The 21600-nt window shown below is 60.2% G+C and carries 16 protein-coding genes and 1 tRNA gene; 13 read left to right on the top strand and 4 right to left on the bottom strand.

Annotated features, from left to right (window positions below; genetic code table 11):
- The first annotated feature begins 7 nt into the window (after window positions 1-7).
- The 6 genes from ACIQ3Q_RS09400 (at window position 8) to pbpG (ending at window position 7635) form a co-directional block, all read left to right on the top strand.
- The gene (locus ACIQ3Q_RS09400; protein ID WP_396268818.1) at window positions 8-1795 is read left to right on the top strand and encodes an acetolactate synthase 3 catalytic subunit; all 1788 of its coding nucleotides are present in this window, start codon (window positions 8-10) and stop codon (window positions 1793-1795) included.
- Between the two features lie 167 nt (window positions 1796-1962).
- Window positions 1963-2454: an acetolactate synthase small subunit gene (gene ilvN, locus ACIQ3Q_RS09395; protein WP_396268817.1), complete on the top strand. Its 492-nt coding sequence runs from the start codon at window positions 1963-1965 to the stop codon at window positions 2452-2454.
- Window positions 2455-2516: 62 nt separating this feature from the next.
- Window positions 2517-3533 carry a ketol-acid reductoisomerase gene (gene ilvC, locus ACIQ3Q_RS09390; protein WP_396268816.1) on the top strand — a complete coding sequence of 339 codons (1017 nt, stop codon included), beginning with the start codon at window positions 2517-2519 and terminating at the stop codon, window positions 3531-3533.
- A gap of 127 nt (window positions 3534-3660) precedes the next feature.
- Window positions 3661-4491 carry a CDP-diacylglycerol--serine O-phosphatidyltransferase gene (gene pssA / locus ACIQ3Q_RS09385; RefSeq protein WP_396268815.1) on the top strand — a complete coding sequence of 277 codons (831 nt, stop codon included), beginning with the start codon at window positions 3661-3663 and terminating at the stop codon, window positions 4489-4491.
- Between the two features lie 211 nt (window positions 4492-4702).
- On the top strand, window positions 4703-6244 hold the full coding sequence (locus tag ACIQ3Q_RS09380; protein WP_396268814.1) for a 2-isopropylmalate synthase: 1542 nt from the start codon (window positions 4703-4705) through the stop codon (window positions 6242-6244).
- A gap of 164 nt (window positions 6245-6408) precedes the next feature.
- On the top strand, window positions 6409-7635 hold the full coding sequence (gene pbpG, locus ACIQ3Q_RS09375; protein WP_396268813.1) for a D-alanyl-D-alanine endopeptidase: 1227 nt from the start codon (window positions 6409-6411) through the stop codon (window positions 7633-7635).
- 66 nt (window positions 7636-7701) lie between these two features.
- Here the strand turns inward: pbpG and ACIQ3Q_RS09370 are convergent, their stop codons facing one another.
- The 4 genes from ACIQ3Q_RS09370 to hpnC all read right to left on the bottom strand — a co-directional run bounded on the left by ACIQ3Q_RS09370 (window position 7702) and on the right by hpnC (window position 11511).
- Window positions 7702-8469 (bottom strand): IclR family transcriptional regulator, encoded by a 768-nt coding sequence (locus ACIQ3Q_RS09370; protein ID WP_396268812.1) that lies wholly within the window; start codon window positions 8467-8469, stop codon window positions 7702-7704.
- A gap of 83 nt (window positions 8470-8552) precedes the next feature.
- The gene (gene hpnE / locus ACIQ3Q_RS09365) at window positions 8553-9827 is read right to left on the bottom strand and encodes a hydroxysqualene dehydroxylase HpnE (protein ID WP_396268811.1); all 1275 of its coding nucleotides are present in this window, start codon (window positions 9825-9827) and stop codon (window positions 8553-8555) included.
- Window positions 9827-10675, bottom strand: coding sequence for a presqualene diphosphate synthase HpnD (hpnD, locus tag ACIQ3Q_RS09360; RefSeq protein WP_396268810.1), 849 nt, complete (start codon window positions 10673-10675; stop codon window positions 9827-9829). The genes hpnE and hpnD overlap by 1 nt, the downstream gene beginning before the upstream one ends.
- Entirely contained in the window at window positions 10672-11511 is an 840-nt protein-coding gene (gene hpnC, locus ACIQ3Q_RS09355; RefSeq protein ID WP_396268809.1) for a squalene synthase HpnC, read from the bottom strand. The genes hpnD and hpnC overlap by 4 nt, the downstream gene beginning before the upstream one ends.
- Before the next feature lie 159 nt (window positions 11512-11670).
- Here hpnC and ACIQ3Q_RS09350 point away from each other — a divergent pair, with 159 nt between their 5' ends.
- From ACIQ3Q_RS09350 to lon, 7 genes are all read left to right on the top strand, one after another.
- Entirely contained in the window at window positions 11671-12777 is a 1107-nt protein-coding gene (locus ACIQ3Q_RS09350; protein WP_396268808.1) for an efflux RND transporter periplasmic adaptor subunit, read from the top strand.
- 22 nt (window positions 12778-12799) lie between these two features.
- On the top strand, window positions 12800-15913 hold the full coding sequence (locus ACIQ3Q_RS09345; RefSeq protein WP_396268807.1) for an efflux RND transporter permease subunit: 3114 nt from the start codon (window positions 12800-12802) through the stop codon (window positions 15911-15913).
- 193 nt (window positions 15914-16106) lie between these two features.
- A tRNA-Leu gene (locus tag ACIQ3Q_RS09340) sits at window positions 16107-16193 on the top strand.
- A 41-nt stretch (window positions 16194-16234) separates the two neighbouring features.
- Complete coding sequence (tig, locus tag ACIQ3Q_RS09335) at window positions 16235-17542, top strand: trigger factor (RefSeq protein ID WP_396268806.1); 1308 nt, start codon at window positions 16235-16237, stop codon at window positions 17540-17542.
- A 172-nt stretch (window positions 17543-17714) separates the two neighbouring features.
- Entirely contained in the window at window positions 17715-18323 is a 609-nt protein-coding gene (gene clpP / locus ACIQ3Q_RS09330) for an ATP-dependent Clp endopeptidase proteolytic subunit ClpP (RefSeq protein WP_396268805.1), read from the top strand.
- Window positions 18324-18455: 132 nt separating this feature from the next.
- On the top strand, window positions 18456-19724 hold the full coding sequence (gene clpX / locus ACIQ3Q_RS09325; RefSeq protein WP_396268804.1) for an ATP-dependent Clp protease ATP-binding subunit ClpX: 1269 nt from the start codon (window positions 18456-18458) through the stop codon (window positions 19722-19724).
- A gap of 97 nt (window positions 19725-19821) precedes the next feature.
- On the top strand, window positions 19822-21600 hold a 1779-nt coding region (lon, locus tag ACIQ3Q_RS09320), incomplete at its 3' end, for an endopeptidase La (RefSeq protein ID WP_396268803.1).

Raw genomic sequence — 21600 nt, 5'->3', positions numbered from 1 at the left:
TTCGAAAATGGACATGTCTGCCGCGGATATTAAGCGTGCCGCCTTGGCACAGCCGCAAAATTCTTCCCCCGCCACCACCGCTCAGGAGCCCAACGGCTCCCAAATTCTCGTTCGCTGCTTGCAAGCCGAAGGGGTTAAGTTCATCTGGGGTTACCCAGGCGGATCGGTGCTCTACATCTACGATGCGCTCTACCAGCAAGACACGATTCAGCATGTGTTGGTGCGCCATGAGCAAGCTGCAGTGCATGCCGCCGACGGCTATGCCCGCGCAACAGGCGATGTAGGTGTTGCCCTGGTGACTTCCGGTCCGGGTGTGACCAATGCCGTGACAGGCATTGCGACCGCCTATATGGACTCCATTCCGATGGTGATCATCACCGGTCAGGTGCCGACGCCCGCCATTGGCCTGGACGCCTTCCAGGAGTGCGACACCGTGGGCATCACGCGCCCCATCGTCAAGCACAACTTCTTGGTCAAGGACGTTCGCGACCTGGCCATGACCTTGAAGAAAGCCTTCCACATTGCTCGTACCGGTCGCCCTGGCCCGGTCGTGGTGGACATTCCCAAGGATGTGTCGCTGAGCAAGACGCCATTCCACTACCCGGAACAGGTGGAAATGCGCTCCTACAACCCCGTCAAGAAGGGGCATGGGGGCCAGATCCGTAAGGCGGTTCAGTTGTTGTTGCAAGCTCGTCGCCCCTACATCTACACGGGCGGTGGCGTGATCTTGGGTAATGCCACAACCGAGTTGCGCGAACTGTGCGACTTGCTGGGCTACCCGGTCACCAACACGTTGATGGGCCTCGGCAGTACGCCGTCTAGTGACCCCAAGTTCCTGGGCATGCTGGGCATGCACGGCACTTATGAAGCCAATATGACCATGCAGCACTGCGATGTGCTCTTGGCCGTAGGGGCGCGTTTCGATGATCGCGTGATTGGCAACCCCAAGCACTTTGCGTCGGTGGAGCGCAAGATCGTTCACATCGACATCGACCCTTCCTCGATCTCCAAGCGCGTCAAGGTGGACATTCCCATCGTCGGCGACGTGAAGGATGTGTTGCAGGAATTGATCGCCCAAATCCGCGAAGCCCAAGCCCGTCCCGAGGCTGGTGTGTTGGCGCAGTGGTGGGGCCAGATCAACGAGTGGCGCAAGCGTGAGTGCTTGGCCTATAAGCGCAGCCCCGATGTCATCAAGCCCCAGCAAGTGGTCGAGGCTCTCTGGGAGATGACATGTGGCACCGACGCCTACGTCACCTCCGATGTGGGTCAGCACCAGATGTGGGCGGCCCAGTATTACCGCTTTGAAGATCCGCGCCGCTGGATCAACTCTGGGGGCTTGGGCACCATGGGCGTGGGCTTGCCGTATGCGATGGGCATCAAGCTCGCCAAGCCTGACGCCGATGTGTTCTGCATCACCGGTGAAGGCTCCATACAGATGAACATTCAGGAGCTCTCCACCTGCCAGCAGTACAAAACGCCGGTCAAGGTGATCGCTCTGAACAACCGCTACCTGGGCATGGTGCGTCAGTGGCAAGAGTTGGATTACCAAGGCCGTTACTCGCACAGCTATATGGATGCGCTGCCTGACTTCGTCAAGCTGGCCGAGGCCTATGGCCATGTGGGCTTGAAGATCGAGAAGCCCTCGGAAGTCGAGCCTGCGCTGCGCGAAATGATCCGCCTCAAGGATCGCACCGTCTTCTTGGACGTGCGCACGGACCCGACCGAGAACGTCTGGCCCATGGTCAAGGCGGGTAAGGGCATCTCCGAGATGCTGTTGGGCTCTGAAGACCTCTGACGTCTGCAAGCTGCCGTTGGCATTCGGGTTTACCGGCTCGAATGTCGTGTGGCAGCGGAAGGCGGCTGAACTTCAGACAAAGCGTTAGACATTCACTGAATCGGTGCGGTCAAGGCGCAGCAGTTACCGCTGCTGCGCTGAAGAGCCCCACCAGGAGTTGAAGACACATGAAACACATTATTGCGGTGCTGCTCGAGAACGAGCCGGGTGCCCTGTCCCGCGTCGTGGCCTTGTTTTCTGCCCGCGGCTACAACATCGAAAGCCTGACGGTCGCCCCGACCGAGGATGCGTCCCTGTCGCGCATGACCATCGTCACCACCGGCTCCGATGACGTCATCGAGCAGATCACCAAGCACCTGAACCGCCTGGTGGACGTGGTCAAGGTGGTCGATCTGACCGAAGGCCAGTTCACCGAGCGTGAACTCATGCTGATCAAGGTGCGTGCTGTCGGCAAGGAGCGCGAAGAGATGAAGCGCATGGCCGACATCTTCCGCGGTCGCATCATCGACGTGACCGAGAAGAGCTACACCATTGAATTGACTGGCGACGCTGGCAAGCTCGATGCCTTCATCGAAGGCATTGACCGCGCCGCCATCCTAGAAACCGTGCGCACCGGCTCCAGCGGGATCGGGCGCGGCGAGCGCATCTTGCGCGTCTGATTGCCGCTCGGCGATCACCCTTTTCCCCATCCCGCCTGATTTCATTGCAAGAGAGAACCATCATGAAGGTTTATTACGACAAGGACGCCGACCTCTCCCTCATCAAGGGCAAGAACGTCGCCATCATTGGCTATGGCTCCCAAGGCCATGCACACGCACAGAACTTGAACGATTCTGGCGTCAAGGTCACCGTGGCCCTGCGCAAGAGTGGTGCTTCTTGGGCCAAGGCCGAAGGCGCTGGCCTGAAAGTGGCAGAGATTGCTGACGCGGTGAAGGCTGCTGACGTGGTCATGATCTTGTTGCCTGACGAGCAGATCGCTGAGGTCTACAAGAACGAAGTAGAACCCAACATCAAGTCGGGTGCCTCCTTGGTCTTCGCCCACGGCTTCAATGTGCACTACGGCCAAGTCGTGCCGCGTGCCGATCTGGACGTCTGGATGGTCGCCCCCAAGGCCCCTGGCCACACCGTGCGCGGCACCTACCGCCAAGGTGGCGGCGTGCCTCACCTGATCGCCGTCTACCAAGATAAGTCGGGCAAGGCACGTGACTTGGCTCTGTCTTACGCTGCAGCCAACGGCGGCGGCAAGGCCGGCATCATCGAGACCAACTTCCGCGAAGAGACTGAGACCGACTTGTTCGGTGAGCAGGCTGTGCTGTGCGGTGGGACGGTGGAGCTGATCAAGGCTGGTTTCGAAACCTTGGTCGAGGCTGGTTACGCCCCCGAGATGGCCTACTTCGAGTGCCTGCACGAGTTGAAGCTGATCGTGGACCTGATCTACGAAGGCGGCATCGCCAACATGAACTACTCGATCTCTAACAACGCCGAGTACGGCGAGTACGTCACCGGCCCGCGCGTCGTGACCGCAGAGACCAAGAAGGCCATGCAGCAATGCCTGAAGGACATCCAGACCGGTGAGTACGCCAAGAGCTTCATCCTGGAAAACAAGGCCGGTGCACCGACCCTGATCTCGCGTCGCCGTTTGACCGAAGAGCATCAGATCGAAGTCGTGGGCGAACAGCTCCGCGCCATGATGCCTTGGATCAAGGCCAACAAGTTGGTCGACAAGTCCCGCAACTGATGGCTCAAGACTCAGCCCGGGCTCGTGTTCAGGCTGTTTCTTGCTGACCCCGAGGCCGCTCAACAGCGGCCTTTTTCAATTTTGGGCTGAGGTATGCTCCACAGCTTGATCAACCCTGACATGGTTCATGAACAGTCCTGAACAAGTACCTCAAGACGACGACGCTGAAGTGGTCGAGCCTGCTCGTCCACGCCGCAAAGGCATTTATGCCTTGCCTAACGCGGTCACCTTGGCCGCGTTGTTTGCAGGCTTCTACGCCATTGTGATGGCCATGAATGGCCGCTTCGAGCACGCCGCAGTGGCCGTGTTCTGCGCCATGGTGCTCGACAGTTTGGATGGGCGCGTGGCGCGTATGACCAATACGCAAAGCGCGTTTGGCGAGCAAATGGATAGCTTGTCGGACATGGTGAGCTTTGGTGCAGCTCCGGCTTTGATCGTCTACGAGTGGGCCCTCAAGGGGCAGGGCAAGTGGGGCTTGATCCCGGCCTTTGTGTATTGCGCCTGTGCTGCATTGCGCTTGGCCCGCTTCAATACCAATATCGGCGTGGTCGATAAGCGCTACTTCCAGGGCTTGCCCAGCCCGGCCGCAGCAGCCTTGGTGACGGGCTTTATTTGGGTCATGGACGACGCAGGCTTCAAAAACGTCTCCACCATGCCTGTGATGCCTTGGGTGGCAGCAGCGGTTGCCTTGTACGCAGGCTTGACCATGGTCACCAATGTGCCGTTTTACAGCTTCAAAGACGTCAGCTTCAAGAAGTCGGTGCCCTTCATTGTGATCGTGGCCATCGCCGTGCTGATCGCGTTGATCAACCTACATGTGCCCGGCATGCTGTTTGGGCTGTTCTGCGTCTATGGCGTATCAGGGTATGTGGTGTATTTCATGCGCAAGGCCAAGGGTAAACCGGTGAGTGTGATCGCCACCTCCACCGATGAGCCCGACGAGCGCGGATTGCACTGAGTCACACCGAAACTTCGTGCTATATTCGTGCGATGAACTCGATCCAGATGGCCCGCACTATTGCGCTATCGCTACCCCTAGCACTGCTGCGGGCACGTTGATCGATTTCGTCTGAACCTCACAGTTTTTCCGAATTCACGGCCCGCCAGCGCAACGCAGCGGGCCGTTTTCATTCGGGCTGCGTGCACCTCGTATTTCCACGGAGCTATCCATGAGTGACAAGCTGATCATTTTCGACACGACCTTGCGTGACGGCGAGCAATCGCCAGGCGCCTCCATGACCCGCGATGAAAAGCTGCGCATTGCCCGTCAACTGGAACGCCTGCGTGTGGACGTGATCGAAGCTGGTTTTGCGGCCTCGTCCAATGGCGATTTCGAAGCGGTCAAGACGATTGCCGATCACATCAAAGATTCCACTGTTTGCTCGCTGGCGCGCGCCAACGACCGCGATATCTCGCGGGCCGCCGAGGCACTGGCCGGATCTCAACGTGCGCGCATCCACACCTTCATTGCGACGAGCCCGCTGCACATGGAGAAAAAGCTTCGCATGTCGCCGGACCAAGTGTTCGAGCAAGCCAAGTTGGCCGTGCGCTTTGCGCGCAATTTATGCGGTGATGTTGAGTTTTCACCGGAAGATGGTTATCGCTCTGAGCCCGACTTTTTGTGCCGTGTGCTGGAGGCGGTGATTGCGGAAGGTGCCACCACCATCAATATCCCGGATACCGTGGGCTACGCTATCCCTGAGCTTTATGGCGAGTTCATCCGCAATTTGCGCGAGCGCGTACCCAATTCCGACAAGGCCATTTGGTCCGTTCACTGCCATAACGATTTGGGCATGGCCGTTGCCAATTCGCTCGCGGGCGTCAAGATCGGTGGCGCTCGCCAGATTGAATGCACCATTAACGGCTTGGGTGAGCGAGCCGGTAATTGCGCACTGGAAGAAGTGGTGATGGCCATTCGTACCCGTCGCGACTACTTTGGGCTCGAGACGGGTGTCGACACCACTCAAATCATGCCGGCTTCGCGCATGGTCAGCCAAACAACCGGCTTTGTGGTGCAACCCAATAAAGCGGTGGTGGGGGCAAACGCCTTTGCCCATGCCTCGGGCATCCACCAAGATGGTGTTTTGAAAGCGCGTGACACCTACGAAATCATGCGGGCTGAAGACGTGGGTTGGGCCGCCAACAAGATCGTGCTGGGCAAGCTCTCTGGGCGCAATGCCTTCAAGCAGCGTTTGCAAGAGTTGGGCATTGAGCTGGAGTCCGAGGGCGAGATCAATGCGGCCTTCACGCGCTTCAAAGATTTGGCCGACCGAAAGAGCGAGATTTTTGATGAAGACATCATTGCGCTGGTTTCCGACGAGAGCGTGACGGCGGTCAAGGAGCACTTTCGCTTGATTTCTTTGGCTCAGCGCTCGGAAACCGGCGAGCGGCCTCAGGCTTCGGTGACTTTGGCCGTCGGTGACACCGAACACGCGGTACACAGCGAAGGTAATGGCCCTGTCGATGCCAGCCTACGAGCCATCGAGAGCGTGGTGCAAAGTGGGGCTGAAATGCTGCTGTATTCGGTCAATGCCATCACCTCAGGCAGCACAGAATCGCAGGGCGAAGTGACGGTACGCCTGCAACATGGGGGGCGGGTGGTCAATGGCGTAGGGGCTGACCCAGATATTGTGGTGGCCTCGGCCAAAGCCTATTTGTCGGCGCTGAACAAGTTGCACTCCAACACGGAGCGGGTCGCCGCACAGGGTTGAGTGCTTCTTATCCCTTGGCGGCAGGTGTCGCCAAGGCTTGCGTCCCGATCACCGAGCGCATTAGCACTTTAGGAAATTGACGCAAGTTTTTGATATTGCGAGTTTTTTTGGTTTCCAATAGACTCCATCCAACGCGCGCGACGCGCTTCTAGCGCCCCATAGCCATGCAAAAGTTTTTCTCACACAGCTTTGCACGCTGCTTTCAGCCTCTTTTCGGGGCTGCTTGTGCTGTGGCGCTGGCCCTGACGTTGGGGGTTGCTCCCGCAGAAGCAACAACCAAGAGCAAGACGGCAAGCAAATCCTCGGCCAGTACCAAGCAGGCTCCCCCTAAGGCGGCCGGCAACAGCAAGGCTGCCAAATCCGGCAAGTCGGCCAAGAAGGTGTCGGCTTCTGGTGGCAGCAAAGCTCGCGCAAGCACATCGCGTGGTAACTCAGTGGCCCGTGTTGCGGCTTCAACCCGCAGTAAGGGCAAAGCGACGGTTTCGGCCAAGCGCTCAGTGGTGCGTCTGCCTGCTGAGCCTGCGCGCCAGTCCTTCGGTCAGCTCTACGGCTTGCACGACACGCAAGATCCGCTGTCCTTGAAGTCCAGCGTGGCCTATGTGCTGGACCAAGACACCAACGAGGTGTTAATCAGCAAGAACTCTCAGGCCGTGCTGCCCATCGCGTCCATCACCAAGTTGATGACTGCCGTGGTGGTCAGCGAGTCTCAGCAGTCCCTGCACGAGGTGCTCACCATCTCGCAAGACGATGTGGACACGGAAAAGGGCAGTTCCTCGCGTTTGCAAGTGGGCAGCCAGTTGACCCGCGGCGAAATGCTGCACTTGGCGCTGATGTCTTCTGAGAACAGAGCAGCGAATGCGCTGGGTCGCCACCATCCTGGCGGCTTGTCGTCCTTCGTGGCGGCCATGAACAGCAAGGCGCGCCAATTAGGCATGCACGATACCCGCTATGTGGAGCCCACCGGCCTATCTAGCCAAAACCAATCGAGCGCGCAAGATTTGGCCACCCTGGTGAAAGTGGCCTACAACTTTCCCCTGATTCGCGAGTTGTCGACCTCAGCGGAGTATCAGGTCAGCATTGGTCAGCGCCAACTGAATTACCACACGACCAATCGGTTGGTGTTGAACCCCAATTGGGACATCGGTTTGCAGAAAACGGGTTACATCAGCGAAGCAGGCCAATGCTTGGTCATGCAAGCGCAATTGGCCGGCCGTAAGTTGATCCTGGTGCTGCTAGATTCCGCAGGCAAGTACTCCCGCATTGGTGATGCTGAGCGCATTCGCCAATGGCTGATCTCTTCGGATATGGTCAGCCTTGGCGCTGGTGGCCGGCGTCTGGGGGTGTTGAATACGCCGGCAGCGGCGCCGACGGTGCAAAGCACGGTGCACTGAGCGCCAATGCCACCAAACAACAAAAAAGCCAGATCGTTGATCTGGTTTTTTGCTTTTTAGAGTGGCTCAGCCTCTGAAGCCCAAGGACTGAGAGATCTGACTGGCGGTGCCCTTGACGCGGTCTAGCCAGCTTTCTTCCAGCCTGTCTGCTGGCGCTGACACAGAGAGGCCCGCCACCAGCTTGCCTTGGTCGTCAAAGATGCCAGCCGCCATACAGCGCACGCCCAATTCCAGTTCTTCATCGTCGCGTGCCACAGCGTCGCGCCGCACACGGGCCAACTCGCGCTCCAGGGCTGTTAGGTCGGTCAAGCTGTTGCGGGTGTGGCCGGCCAATCCGGTTCGGGTGGCATAGGCACGAACCCGCTGCGGATCCTCATGGGCCAAGAAAAGCTTGCCTACAGAGGTCAAATGCAAGGGAGCACGGCCACCCACAGCGCGCACCACCTGCATGCCGGAGCGCTCGCTGTAGGTCCGTTCGATATACACAATCTCGTCGCCTTGCCGTACCGAGAGATTGACGGGTTGGTGGGTGAGTTTGTGCAATTCACGCATGGGGCCAATCGCGGCATCCCGCACGTCCAGCCGAGCCTTGACTAAATTGCCCAATTCCAGCAGGCGCATGCCCAAGCGGTAAGCACCCGCCTCAGGGCGGTCAACCAAGCGGCCAGCGGCCAAATCGTTCAAGATGCGATGGGCGGTAGAAGGGTGCAGCCCCGTTCTTTCACTCAGGTCTTTCAGGGGTACCGGGTCCTGATGCGAGGCCAGAACATCCAGCAGCGCAAAGGCTCGGGACAAGACTTGAATGCTGGGAGTCTGAGGGTCCTTTTTCGTCATAGGTCCATACCGCGTAGAAGCCCGCATTTTTGCATGGCGAAACGCATTTGCGCCAGCGCTATCCGGCCGCAAGGCTCAAATCCTCAGAAGGTCCCAGCAGCGTGCCCAGCGCGAACCGCGCCTTCAAGGGTTGCAGGGTAGGGCCCATCGACGTAATCTCCGGCGGCGCGCAAGCCCGGTGCAATCTGCATCTGCGGCCGCAAAAGGCCGGGGCTGCAGACAAAAGTGGCACGTTTGTCTGCACGGACCGCCACGACTTCGTAGTCGGAGGCCCGCTGCCCGGCGGAGGGCATCATGGCCTGCAAAGCCTGCTGGCGCACGGCTTGGCCGCAGGCCTCTAGGCCTTCTGAAAGGCTGGGGCCAGCCGCACTGACCACCAAGGCAAACAGGTCGGAAGGCCCCCCCAAGGCGCCCAAGTCAAAGCCGAACTGCGCCGGAGCGCCCGTGTCGCCAGTGAAACTCAACATCGGGCAGGGCCACTTGGCCCCTTGCGCCCGCAGCCAGACTGTCACGATAGGCTCGTGTTGCAGGCTGGCTGCGCAGGCTGCCCAACTTGGCGCCAAGGCGCCAACCAACTTGGAGGTTTCGCGGGCTGGCGTGGCAAGGATGACTTGGTCAAACGATTGGCCTTCAACCAGCCACCCACCGGCTTCGGCGGTGAGCTGTCGCACCGGCTTTCCGGCATGAAGCTGTGCGCCCTGGGCCTGGAGCCAGGCCCAGGCGGGCGCAGGAAGCAAGTCGCTTAAAGGCTGGCGGGGCAGCAGCAGGTCGGCAGACCCGGTGGGGCCGAACAGGGCGTCCCGAAGCACATTCAAGAAGACTTGCCCGCTGGCACTGGCGGCATCGGTGTTCAGGGCGGCGACGCACAAGGGCTCAATCAGCGCTTGCATCAGGTCTGGTGGTGCATCGCGGCAGAGTTGGGCAACGCTGGCTTCACTGGCGCAGCGAAAGCCGGACAGCCGCCACCCCACGGCCAGCCGGATCAAGCGCAGGCGGCTGCGCCAGGGCATGTCGCGCCATGCGAAGACACCGCGCAAAAAGGCCAATGTGGTCGGCCCGCTGGGCAGGCAAAGCCCCTTTCCCGCCGCATCGATCAAACGCAGGGGCATGCGATGCAGGGCCAGTGTCGGGTCCACGCCGACGGTCCGCATCAAGGCCAGTGTTTGGCTGTAAGCGCCAATCAGAATGTGCTGGCCGTTGTCCAGCGGCAGGTCACCATGAGGCAGCGTGCGAGCGCGCCCGCCGGGCCGGTGCGCTGCCTCAAAAACGGTGACGTGGTGGCCGGCCTGAATGGCGGTGACTGCGGCCGACAATCCTGCCCAGCCCGCGCCCACCACCGCCACACGGTGCGCTGCCATCAATGGCCGCGCCAATGAGTGCGCCAAGCGATCCACAGCTTGCGCAGGGGGGTCAGCGATGTGCGCTGATGCAGCACTTGAAAGCCTTGACGTTCAATGTCGACCAGCAGGCTGCGGTAGATATTGGCCATCATCAGTCCGGGCTTTTGCGTGTTGCGGTCTGCCTCGGGCAGCAGCGCAAACGCTTCGTCATAGAGCCGATGTGCACGCTGGGCCTGAAAGCTCATCAAGGCGCTGAAGCGTTCGCTGTAGCCCCAAGGGGCGCTGCGCTGCAGGATCTCGTGGGCCTTGACCTCAAACTGCTGCAGCTCGCTGATTGGCAAATAGATGCGGCCGCGTCTGGCATCGTCACCCACATCGCGAATGATGTTGGTCAGCTGCATAGCCAGACCCAGGCGGTGCGCGTACTGGATGGTTTGCTCGCTGCTGCGGCCGAAGATGGAGCAGGCTACTTCGCCCACCACACCGGCCACCAAATGGCAGTAGCGCTCCAGGCCCGCAAAGTCCAGGTAACGGGTTTGGTCCAGGTCCATCTGGCAGCCGTCGATCACCGCCATCAGGTGCTCGGGCCGAATGCCAAAGGCCGAGCTGTGGGGCAGCAAGGCCTGCATCACAGGGTGGCTGGGCTGGCCTGCAAATGCGCTGGCCACTTCCTTGCGCCACCAAGCAAGCTTGACTGCGGCCACTTGGGGGTCACTGACCTCATCGACCACATCATCGACTTCACGGCAAAACGCGTAGAACGCGGTGATGGCGGCCCTGCGCTCGGCCGGCAAGAAGAGGAAGGCATAGTAGAACGACGAGCCACTGGCGGCAGCCTTTTGCTGCACGTACTCTTGCGGCGTCATTGGGCACGCATCCAAAGCGCGCGCCAGATCAGCGCGGGGGCATCCCAGGCGGTCAGGCGCGGGCGGTGGGCGATGCAGTGGAAGTTCATAGCTTCGATTTTCTCAAGAATTCTTAAGCCCCCAAGCACGACCAGGCGCAACTCCCATCCGGCGCGGCCGGGCAGGGTGTGCACAAGCGGCTGGCCTTGCAGCATCAGCTCTTTGGCCCACTGCACCAGATCGCGCACCAAGGCTTGTGCCGCTGCATCAGGGGCTGCGCTGTCGCTCAGCGCGCTGAGCTTTGCCCGAGACAGGCCAAACTGCCGTAAATCGCTGTCTGCAACATAGTGACGGCCGCGCGGCAAGTCACGGCTGAGGTCTTGCCAGAAGTTGATCAACTGCAGTGCGCTGCAGATGGCATCAGACTGCTGCAGGGCTTGGGCTTGGCCAATGCCGTAGAGGTGTAGCAGCAAGCGGCCTACCGGGTTGGCCGAGCGACTGCAGTAGGCCAACAGTGCAGGGCGGTCGGGGAAGGGCTGGTTATAGGTGTCTTGCTCGAAGGCATCCAGCAGCGCGGAGAGCAACTCGCTCGGCAAGCGGTGCATGCGGATGGCCTCTCGTAAAGGGTCAAACACGGCCGCCCAACGCGGGCTGACGGGTTCGTTGCTGTAAGCGCTGTGGAGATCGCGCCGATACGCGGTGAGGTCCGCACGGCGCTGCTCCGGGCTGGCCTGGCCTTCGTCCGCGAGGTCATCGGCCGTTCGGGCAAACCAATAGATGGCCGTGACGGCGGGCCGCAGCGCAGGCGGGCAGAGCCAGGAGGCGACGGGAAAGTTTTCGTAATGGTCAACGCTCACCGTGCCGATTGTCACCGGGTCTGCGACGCCGCCCTGTTGGACGTATGGAATCGCAGACAGGGACGTTGACCGCAGCGGTCAGGCCCACTATATTACTGACCAGTCAGTCATTAATTTAAAGTTGCTGAGCTGCTAGGCCCAGCAGAAAGAGGATTCACGGTGAAGATTCAGCACTTGGCAGGCCCTTTGGCCGTGCTCGCCCTGGGCCTAGTGGCCTGCTCGAGACCTGAGCCCGTGGTGGAGCCCATTCGGGCGGTCAGAACGACGGTGGTGGGTGCCGGAGACACTCAGTCCCGCCACGAATTCGCCGCGGAGATCCGCGCTCAATCGGAGTCTCGTTTGAGTTTCCGGGTCGGAGGCAAGCTGCTGAGCCGCTCAGTGCAGTTGGGTGACAGCGTAAGGGCGGGCCAGGTGTTGGCCCAGTTGGATCCTCAGGACTTGAAGCTGGGGGCGGATGCGGCCAAAGCCGCCTTGGCTGCGGCGCAAACCCAATATGAACAGGCAGAAGCCGACGCGCGCCGCTACCGCGACCTGCGCGCCCAGGGCTTTATTGGTGCGGCCGAAATGGACAGGCGCGACGCGGCCGCGAAGTCGGCCAAAGCACAATGGGATCAGGCACGCGCGCAAGCCAACTTGCAGGGCAACCAAACCCAATACGCCAGCCTCGTGGCCGACCGATCCGGTGTGGTGACGGCAGTTGACGCCGAGCCCGGGCAGGTGCTGGCTGCTGGCATGCCGGTGGTCCGCGTGGCCTATGACGGGCCTAGGGACGCGGTGTTCGCGATTCCAGAACATCAAGTGGGCACCATGAAGGCTCTGCAAGGCAAAGTCGGCGCATTGACGGTGCAACTCTGGGGTGACGCCACGCCACATAAGGCCACGCTGCGCGAGGTGTCTGCAGCGGCGGATTCGCAAACCCGCACGTTCCAAGCCAAGGCCGATGTCGGCGCCATGCCGGCCAAATTGGGGCAAACCGCCACTGTGACGGTGGCGCACTCGGCGCCCAACGCTGCCCTGCGTCTGCCGCTGACGGCGGTGGCTAACGCCAAGGGGCAGTCTGTGGTGTGGGTGCTGGACACCACGGCGATGACGGTGCGGCAGCAAGCCATCGTGGTGGCCACGGCCGACGGCAATGACGTGCTGGTGGCCTCGGGCTTGAAGGCAGGCGAGGTGGTGGTGACGGCAGGGGTCCACGTGCTGACGCCGGGCCAAAAGGTCCGCCTGTTCAAAGACCCTGCAGCAGCAGCGTCTGCGGCGTCGCGCTGAGTCGGGCCAAGAGAGTTCACGCATGAGCCACAACCCTGACACGGGCGCGACGCGCTTCAATATCTCACGCTGGGCCCTGGAGCATGCTCCACTGACGCGCTACCTGATGGTGGTGCTGATGATCCTGGGGTTAGCCGCCTACTTCCAACTTGGCCAGGACGAAGACCCACCGTTCACCTTCCGCGCCATGGTGGTGCAAGCCTTTTGGCCTGGTGCGACGGCCCAGCAAATGGCAGAGCAGGTCACCGACAAGGTCGAGCGCACGCTTCAAGAGGTGCCCAATGCCGACATTCTGCGCAGCTACACCAAGCCCGGCGAGTCGTTGACCATCATTCAGCTCAAGGACTCCACGCCGGGCAAAGAGGTGAGCGAGGCTTGGTACCAAGCGCGCAAGCGTGTCAATGACATGCGCCATACCTTGCCGGCTGGGGTGATTGGCCCGGTCTTCAATGACGACTTCGGCGATGTCTATGGCTCCATCTACGCTTTGCGCGCCGATGGCTTTTCACCCGAAGAGCTTCGCGTGCATGCTGAGCGCATTCGCTCCAGCCTGCTGAGGGTGTCGGATGTTGCCAAAGTCGAGTTGTTTGGTGCTCAAGCTGAGAAATTGTTCGTCGAGATCTCCCAAAAGCGCTTGGCGCAACTGGGCATAGACCTGAATCAAGTCATCGGCCAATTGGGTGCTCAGAACGCGGTCGAGGGGGCCGGTGTGTTGAATGCAGGCACCCAGAGCCTACAGGTTCGGGTGGGCGGCGCACTGCAGAATGAAGACAGCTTGCGCCAATTGCCGATTCGGGTGGTGAACCCCGCTACCGGCCAGGCGACGTCATTGAAGTTGGGTGACATTGCCGAGATTAAGCGCGCCTACGTCGACCCACCCACCGTGATGGTGCGTCACCAGGGCCAGCAAGTCATTGCGCTGGGTGTCTCCATGGCCAAAGGTGGCGACATCATCCGCATGGGCAAGGCCTTGCAAGCCAAGACGGCAGAGATCAAAGCGCAGCTCCCCGTGGGCATTGAGCTGAGTCAGATCCAAGACCAGCCGCAAGCGGTCAGCCGCTCGGTCAATGAGTTTGTCGGCGTGCTGATTGAGGCGGTGGTGATCGTGTTAGCGGTCAGCTTCATCAGCCTGGGCCTGCATACCAAGCCACTGCGCATCGACATTTGGCCCGGCATGGTGGTGGGCATCACCATCCCCTTGGTGCTGGCCATCACCTTTGTCACCATGTTCTATTGGGGCGTTGGGCTGCACAAGATCTCACTCGGCTCGCTGATCATCGCCTTGGGGCTCTTGGTGGATGACGCCATCATTGCGGTCGAGATGATGGTGCGCAAAATGGAGGAAGGCTTCGATCGCAAGTCGGCCGCCACCTACGCGTATGAGGCGACCTCCATGCCCATGCTGACAGGTACCCTGATCACTGCGGCAGGCTTTCTTCCTATCGGCCTGGCCAAATCTTCCGTGGGTGAGTACACCTTTGCCATTTTTGCCGTCACCTCAACGGCCTTGGTCATCTCTTGGGTCGTCTCGGTTTACTTCGTGCCCTACTTGGGCGTCTGGTTGCTCAAGACCAAAAAGTCTCATGACGGCGAGGCTCACGAGTTGTTTGACACGCCGTTCTACACCCGCTTCAGGGCGTTGGTGAACTGGTGCGTGGAGCACCGCTGGGCCACGATCGGCGCCACCCTGCTGGTCTTTGCGCTGGGCATTGTCGGCATGGGCAAAGTGCAGCAGCAGTTTTTCCCAGATTCCAGTCGTCCGGAATTGCTGGTGGACTTGTGGTTGCCTGAAGGCTCCACCATCCAGGAGTCAGAAGCTCTGGCGCGGCGCTTTGAGCAGCGCGTGGCCAAAGAGCCAGGCATTCAGAGCGTGACCGGCTGGGTGGGCAGCGGCGTGCCGCGTTTTTACCTGCCGCTGGATCAGATCTTCCCGCAGGCCAACGTCAGCCAGTTCATCTTGCTTCCCACGAGCTTGGCAGAGCGCGAGGCCCTGCGCAAGCGCCTGCCCGAGGTCTTGGCCAGTGAGTTCCCCGAAGCGCGAGCCCGGCTGAAGCTCCTGCCTAACGGCCCGCCGGTGCCTTATCCGGTGCAGTTCCGTGTCGTGGGACCCGATGTGCAATCGGTGCGGGAATGGGCTGACCAAGCCAAGGCCATTTTGCGCACCAACCCCAGCATGCGCGGGGTGAACGACAACTGGAACGAATCGGTCAAGGTTTTGCGCTTGAACATCGACCAAGACAAGGCCCGAGCCTTGGGCGTGAGCAGCCAAAGCATTGCCCAGGCCTCGCGGGTCATGTTGTCGGGCAGCGTGATTGGGCAGTTCCGGGACGGCGACAAGCTGGTGGACATCGTGCTGCGCCAACCCAAGGACGAGCGCGACGCCATCACCGACATTGGCAATGCCTACATTCCCACCGCCAACGGCCGCTCGATCCCGTTGACCCAAATCGCCAAGATCGATTTCACCTGGGAGCCGGGCGTGTTGTGGCGTGAGGGCCGCAAATATGCCGCCACAGTGCAAGGTGATGTGGTCGACGGTGTGCAGGGCGCCACGGTCACCGCCCAGGTCTGGCCAGAGCTGCAGAAGCTCAAGGCACAAATGCCGGATGGCATGGACATTCAGATTGCCGGTGCCGTGGAGGAAAGCTCCAAGGGGCAAGGGTCGATTGCGGCGGGCGTGCCCGTCATGCTGTTCATCATGTTGACCTTGCTGATGTTGCAGTTGCACAGCTTCTCACGCACGGTCTTGGTCATCTTGACTGCGCCCTTGGGCATCGCCGGCGTGGCGGCTGCACTGCTGCTGCTCAACCGACCCTTTGGCTTCGTGGCATTGCTGGGCTTTATCGCCTTGGCCGGGATGATCATGCGCAACTCGGTGATCTTGATCGACCAGATCGAGCAGGGCAGGGTGCGGGGTGTGGCCACTTGGGACGCCATCGTGGAAGCGGCGGTGCATCGCTTCAGGCCGATTGTGCTGACCGCTGCAGCGGCTGTGCTGGCGATGATCCCACTGTCGCGCAGCGTGTTTTGGGGGCCGATGGCGGTGGCCATCATGGGGGGGCTCATCGTGGCCACTGTCCTGACCTTGCTGGCGCTGCCGGCCATGTACGCCGCCTGGTTCCGGGTCAAGCGCTGAGATCTGGGCGCACATTCAGGGGGGCGGCGTGAATAAATCGCCGCAAGCCCGATAGAATACGCGGTTTACCGGTTCGCCCAAGGGTGGGTGATGGGGGGCTAAAAAACCCTGCATCCGCTCTGACCGACTGTTTTTGGGGTGCCGCGCCACCGGCTGAGCTTTGTGCAGAGCCAGCAGGGTGGAGTGGCCATTTGCGCGGGTGGCGAAATTGGTAGACGCACCAGGTTTAGGTCCTGACGCCAGCAATGGTGTGGGGGTTCGAGTCCCCCCCCGCGCACCATCCCCTCTTATCTCCGCACACATCACAACAGAGTCCGCACCATGGCAGTGAACGTTGAAACTCTCGAAAAGCTCGAACGCCGCATCACCCTGACGCTGGCGGCCTCTGAGGTCAACTCCGAAGTTGAGTCTCGCCTCAAGAAGCTGGCCCGCACCGTCAAGGCTGACGGTTTCCGTCCGGGCAAAGTGCCGATGTCCGTCGTGGCCCAGCGCTATGGCTATTCGGTGCAATACGAAGTGATGAACGACAAGCTCGGTCAAGCCTTCGCTCAGGCCGCCAATGAGGCGCAACTGCGTGTGGCCGGTGTGCCCAATATCAACCAGAAGGACGAAGCGGCTGAAGGCACGATGGCCTTTGACGCGACCTTCGAGGTGTACCCCGAAGTGGCCCTGGGCGATCTGTCTGGCGCTGAAGTCGAACGCGTCACGGCTGAGGTTGACGACGCCGCCATCGACAAGACCGTCGAGATCCTTCGCAAGCAGCGCCGCACCTTCGCTCAGCGCCCCGCCGCTGAAGGTGCTCAAGCCGGTGATCGCGTGACCATCGACTTCGAAGGCAAGATCGACGGCGAGCCGTTCTCCGGTGGCAAGGCTGAAGCCTTCCAATTCCTGGTCGGTGAAGGCCAGATGCTGGAGCAGTTTGACCAAGCCGTGCGCGGCATGAAGGTGGGTGAGTCCAAGACTTTCCCTTTGAGCTTCCCGGCTGACTATCACGGTGCCGATGTGGCTGGCAAAGAAGCCGACTTCTTGGTCACCATGAAGAAGGTCGAAAGCCAAAACCTGCCCGAAGTGAATGACGAGTTCGCCAAGTCGCTGGGCATTGCCGAGGGCTCGGTGGCTGGCCTGCGCGCTGACGTGAAGAAGAACCTCGAGCGCGAAGTGAAGTTCCGCGTCCAGTCCCGCAACAAGGCTGCCGTGATGGACGCTTTGGTCAAGGTGGCTGAGTTGGACCTGCCCAAGGCCCTGATCGCCTCTGAAACGGAGCGCCTGGTGGAAGGTGCCCGTGCCGACCTGAAGCAACGCGGTGTGAAGGACGCTGAGAAGGCGCCGATTCCTGCCGAGATCTTCACCCCTCAAGCTGAGCGTCGTGTGCGTTTGGGCCTGGTGGTGGCTGAGTTGGTCAAGGTCAACAACCTGCAAGCCAAGCCGGAGCAATTGCAAGCGCACATCGAAGAGATGGCCCAGAGCTACGAAAAGCCGGCCGATGTGGTGCGTTGGTACCTGTCGGACCGCAACCGCATGGCTGAAGTCGAAGCCGTGGTCATCGAAAACAATGTGGCTGAGTTCGTCTTGTCCAAGGCCAAGGTCACCGAAAAGGTGCTGCCTTTTGATGAATTGATGACCGCTTGATCAAGCGCACATTGGCTGAGGGGCGCGCCGTGCTCCCCCGCATTGAATGATCATCGCCCGACCGTCAGGTCGGGCGTTCTTTTTTGTGGATTCAAACTTGGTTTTGCAGCGACATAATGGCTGCGTGCCATCGCAAGACGATGGCTCTAAGCCCAAATTGGGAAGGAACTCCATGAGCGCACTCGAAACGCAAGGCCTGGGCATGGTGCCCATGGTGATTGAACAGTCTGGCCGCGGTGAACGGGCCTATGACATCTACTCGCGCCTGCTGCGCGAGCGCATCATTTTCTTGGTCGGCCCCGTCAATGACCAAAGCGCCAATTTGGTGGTGGCGCAGTTGTTGTTCTTGGAAAGCGAGAACCCCGACAAAGATATCTCGTTCTACATCAATTCGCCGGGTGGCAGTGTGAGCGCTGGCATGTCGATTTTCGACACCATGCAGTTCATCAAGCCTGATGTCTCGACCATGTGCATGGGCATGGCCGCCAGCATGGGCGCTTTCCTGCTGGCCGCTGGGGCCAAGGGCAAGCGCTTCTCGCTGCCCAATTCCAAGATCATGATTCACCAGCCCTTGGGTGGCACGCAAGGTCAGGCCACGGACATCGAGATCCATGCCCGTGAGATCTTGAAGACCCGCGAGCAACTCAACCGCATCTTGGCCGAGCGCTCTGGCCAGCCGCTGGAAAAGATCCAAACCGACACCGAGCGCGATTACTACATGAGCGCCGAAGAAGCCAAAACCTATGGCTTGATCGACCAAGTTCTGGACAAGCGCGGCTGAGCGTTACATTGATGCGGGTTTAATGCGCCCAGCTTGGCCGCTAAAGGCCATCTTTTCCTGGGCCAGATACCCGCATCAATTGGTCTATCATTCATCCATCTTTCCTCCTGAACAGCCACGGCTCGCACATCCATGCCCGATAAGAAAGGCGCCTCTGGCGAAAAGGTCCTCCACTGCTCTTTTTGCGGAAAGAGCCAGCACGAGGTCAAAAAGCTCATCGCCGGGCCCTCGGTGTTCATCTGTGATGAATGCATTGAGCTCTGCAACGACATCATTCGGGATGAAGTTCCGGCAGAAGGCCCGGCTGGTAAATCCAGCAAGTCTGATTTACCCACGCCCTCTGAAATTAAAGCCAGCCTAGACCAATACGTCATTGGCCAGGAGATGGCTAAGCGCATTCTGTCTGTAGCGGTTTACAACCACTACAAGCGCCTGAAACACATGGGCGGCAGCAAGGATGAGATCGAGCTCTCCAAGAGCAATATCTTGCTGATCGGCCCGACAGGCTCTGGCAAGACGCTCTTGGCACAAACCTTGGCGCGCCTGCTCAATGTGCCTTTTGTGATTGCCGACGCCACCACGCTGACCGAAGCCGGTTATGTGGGTGAGGACGTCGAGAACATCATCCAAAAGCTGCTGCAGAACTGCAATTACGACGTCGAGCGCGCCCAGCGTGGCATTGTCTACATCGACGAAATCGACAAGATCACCCGCAAGTCTGAAAACCCGTCCATCACCCGAGATGTCTCGGGCGAGGGCGTGCAGCAGGCTTTGCTGAAGCTGGTTGAAGGCACTATGGCCAGCGTACCTCCGCAAGGTGGGCGCAAGCACCCGAATCAGGACTTCCTGCAGATTGACACCACGAACATCTTGTTCATTTGCGGTGGCGCTTTTGATGGCCTGGAAAAGGTCATCCAGAACCGCACCGAGAAGTCGGGTATCGGTTTTGGCGCCACCGTGCACAGCAAGACCGAAAAGCGCGTCTCTGAAGTGTTCCGCAATGCGGAGCCTGAGGACTTGGTGCGCTTTGGCTTGATCCCAGAGTTGGTGGGCCGCTTGCCTGTGGTGGCGACCTTGGGTGAACTCACTGAAGAAGCCCTGGTGCAGATTTTGGTGGAGCCCAAGAACGCTTTGCTCAAGCAGTATCAAAAGCTCTTCTCCATGGATGGGGTCGAGTTGGAGATTCGCCCCTCGGCCTTGGCGGCGATTGCCCGTCGTGCCTTGGCGCGCAAGACCGGTGCGCGGGGGCTGCGCTCCATCATGGAAGGCGCCTTGATCGACACCATGTTCGATTTGCCCACACTTGACGGTGTGGCCAAGGTGGTGGTCGATGAGCACATCATCGACGAAGGTGGTAAACCGCTGTTGGTCTACCACGAGCAATCCAAGGCGAGCGCCTGACCGCTGCCCAAACTCTGAAGTTGGTCAATCTCATGCGGCCAACTCCTTGCAATTCAATGCTCGAGCCCCATGTGGGTTTGAGAAAGTGAGGCATTCCATGTCAGGACATCCCATCCTTCCCTCTGAACCCATCGCGCTGCCTTTGCTGCCTTTGCGCGACGTGGTGGTTTTCCCCCACATGGTCATTCCGCTGTTCGTTGGCCGCCCCAAGAGCATCAAGGCTCTAGAGGCCGCCATGGAAGCGGGCCGCCAAATCATGCTTGTGGCTCAAAAGGCCGCCGGCAAGGATGAACCGCGCCCTGAAGACCTGTTCACCACCGGTTGCGTCTCCAGCATCTTGCAGATGCTCAAGCTGCCCGACGGTACGGTGAAGGTTTTGGTCGAAGGCGTGCAGCGCGCCAACGCGCAAAGCGTGACCGATGACGGCGAGCATTTTTCGTCCGTGGTGCTGCCTATTGCGCCTGCTGGTGAGCCCACCCCCGAGGTGGAAGCACTGCGCCGCGCGGTGACTCAGCAGTTTGACCAATACGTCAAACTCAACAAGAAGATCCCGCCGGAGATCTTGACCTCCATCGCCGGCATCGACGACCCGGGTCGTTTGGCCGACACCATCGCTGCGCATTTGCCGCTGAAGCTGGAGTCCAAGCAAGCGGTGCTGGACCTGGTGGACGTGGCCAAGCGCTTGGAAAAGCTGCTGGAGCAACTCGAGCACGAGGTTGACATCCTGCAGGTGGAAAAGCGCATCCGTGGGCGTGTGAAGCGCCAGATGGAAAAGAGCCAGCGCGAGTACTACCTCAACGAGCAAGTCAAAGCCATCCAGAAGGAATTGGGTGACGGCGAAGAGGGCGCGGATCTCGAAGAACTTGAGAAGAAGATCAAGGCCGCCCGCATGCCCAAAGAGGCACGCAAGAAGGCCGATGCTGAGCTGAAAAAGCTCAAGCTGATGTCGCCCATGTCGGCTGAAGCCACGGTGGTGCGCAACTACCTCGACACCCTCTTGAACCTGCCTTGGTCCAAGAAGTCCAAGATCAAGCACGACCTGGGCAATGCCGAGGATGTGCTGAACGAAGACCACTACGGCCTCGACAAAGTCAAGGAACGCATCCTGGAGTACCTTGCGGTGCAACAGCGCGTTGAGAAGGTCAAGGCGCCTATCCTCTGCTTGGTGGGGCCTCCTGGCGTGGGCAAGACCTCGCTGGGACAGTCGGTGGCGCGCGCCACCGGCCGCAAGTTCGTGCGCATGGCCCTGGGTGGCGTGCGTGATGAAGCCGAGATCCGTGGTCACCGTCGCACCTACATCGGCTCCATGCCGGGCAAGGTGCTGCAGAGCCTCTCCAAAGTCGGTGTGCGCAATCCGCTGTTCCTGCTCGACGAGATCGACAAGCTGGGCATGGACTTCCGGGGCGACCCGTCCTCCGCCTTGCTGGAGGTGCTGGACCCCGAGCAGAACCACACCTTTGGTGACCATTACGTGGAGGTCGACTTCGACCTCTCGGACGTGATGTTTGTGGCCACCTCTAACTCGATGAACATCCCCCCAGCGCTGCTGGACCGGATGGAAGTGATTCGCCTGTCGGGTTACACCGAAGACGAAAAGCTGCACATCGCCCAGAAGTATTTGCTGCCCAAGCAGGCTGCCAATAACGGCGTGAAGCCCGAAGAGATGGAAGTGGCGGAATCCGCTATCCGCGGCATCATTCGCTACTACACCCGTGAGGCTGGCGTTCGTTCGCTGGAACGTGAGATATCCAAGATCTGCCGCAAGGTGGTCAAGGGCATTCAGCTCAAGACCTACAGCGGCAAGGTGGTGGTGACGGACGAAAATCTGAACGACTTCCTGGGTGTGCGCAAGTACGACTTTGGCCGTGCCGAGAAG

The organism is Ideonella sp. (assembly GCF_044358605.1).
Taxonomy (GTDB): Bacteria; Pseudomonadota; Gammaproteobacteria; order Burkholderiales; family Burkholderiaceae_C; genus Ideonella.
The sequence above is the reverse complement of the archived record's forward strand: the minus strand, read 5'-3'. Positions and strand labels throughout refer to the sequence as shown.

Excerpts from the sequence above, each read along its gene's own strand:
- ACIQ3Q_RS09400 (WP_396268818.1), top strand. The coding sequence starts at position 8 with ATGGACATGTCTGCCGCGGATATTAAGCGTGCCGCCTTGGCACAGCCG.
- ilvN (WP_396268817.1), top strand. The coding sequence starts at position 1,963 with ATGAAACACATTATTGCGGTGCTGCTCGAGAACGAGCCGGGTGCCCTG.
- ilvC (WP_396268816.1), top strand. The coding sequence starts at position 2,517 with ATGAAGGTTTATTACGACAAGGACGCCGACCTCTCCCTCATCAAGGGC.
- pssA (WP_396268815.1), top strand. The coding sequence starts at position 3,661 with ATGAACAGTCCTGAACAAGTACCTCAAGACGACGACGCTGAAGTGGTC.
- ACIQ3Q_RS09380 (WP_396268814.1), top strand. The coding sequence starts at position 4,703 with ATGAGTGACAAGCTGATCATTTTCGACACGACCTTGCGTGACGGCGAG.
- pbpG (WP_396268813.1), top strand. The coding sequence starts at position 6,409 with ATGCAAAAGTTTTTCTCACACAGCTTTGCACGCTGCTTTCAGCCTCTT.
- ACIQ3Q_RS09370 (WP_396268812.1), bottom strand. The coding sequence starts at position 8,469 with ATGACGAAAAAGGACCCTCAGACTCCCAGCATTCAAGTCTTGTCCCGA.
- hpnE (WP_396268811.1), bottom strand. The coding sequence starts at position 9,827 with ATGGCAGCGCACCGTGTGGCGGTGGTGGGCGCGGGCTGGGCAGGATTG.
- hpnD (WP_396268810.1), bottom strand. The coding sequence starts at position 10,675 with ATGACGCCGCAAGAGTACGTGCAGCAAAAGGCTGCCGCCAGTGGCTCG.
- ACIQ3Q_RS09345 (WP_396268807.1), top strand. The coding sequence starts at position 12,800 with ATGAGCCACAACCCTGACACGGGCGCGACGCGCTTCAATATCTCACGC.
- tig (WP_396268806.1), top strand. The coding sequence starts at position 16,235 with ATGGCAGTGAACGTTGAAACTCTCGAAAAGCTCGAACGCCGCATCACC.
- clpP (WP_396268805.1), top strand. The coding sequence starts at position 17,715 with ATGAGCGCACTCGAAACGCAAGGCCTGGGCATGGTGCCCATGGTGATT.
- clpX (WP_396268804.1), top strand. The coding sequence starts at position 18,456 with ATGCCCGATAAGAAAGGCGCCTCTGGCGAAAAGGTCCTCCACTGCTCT.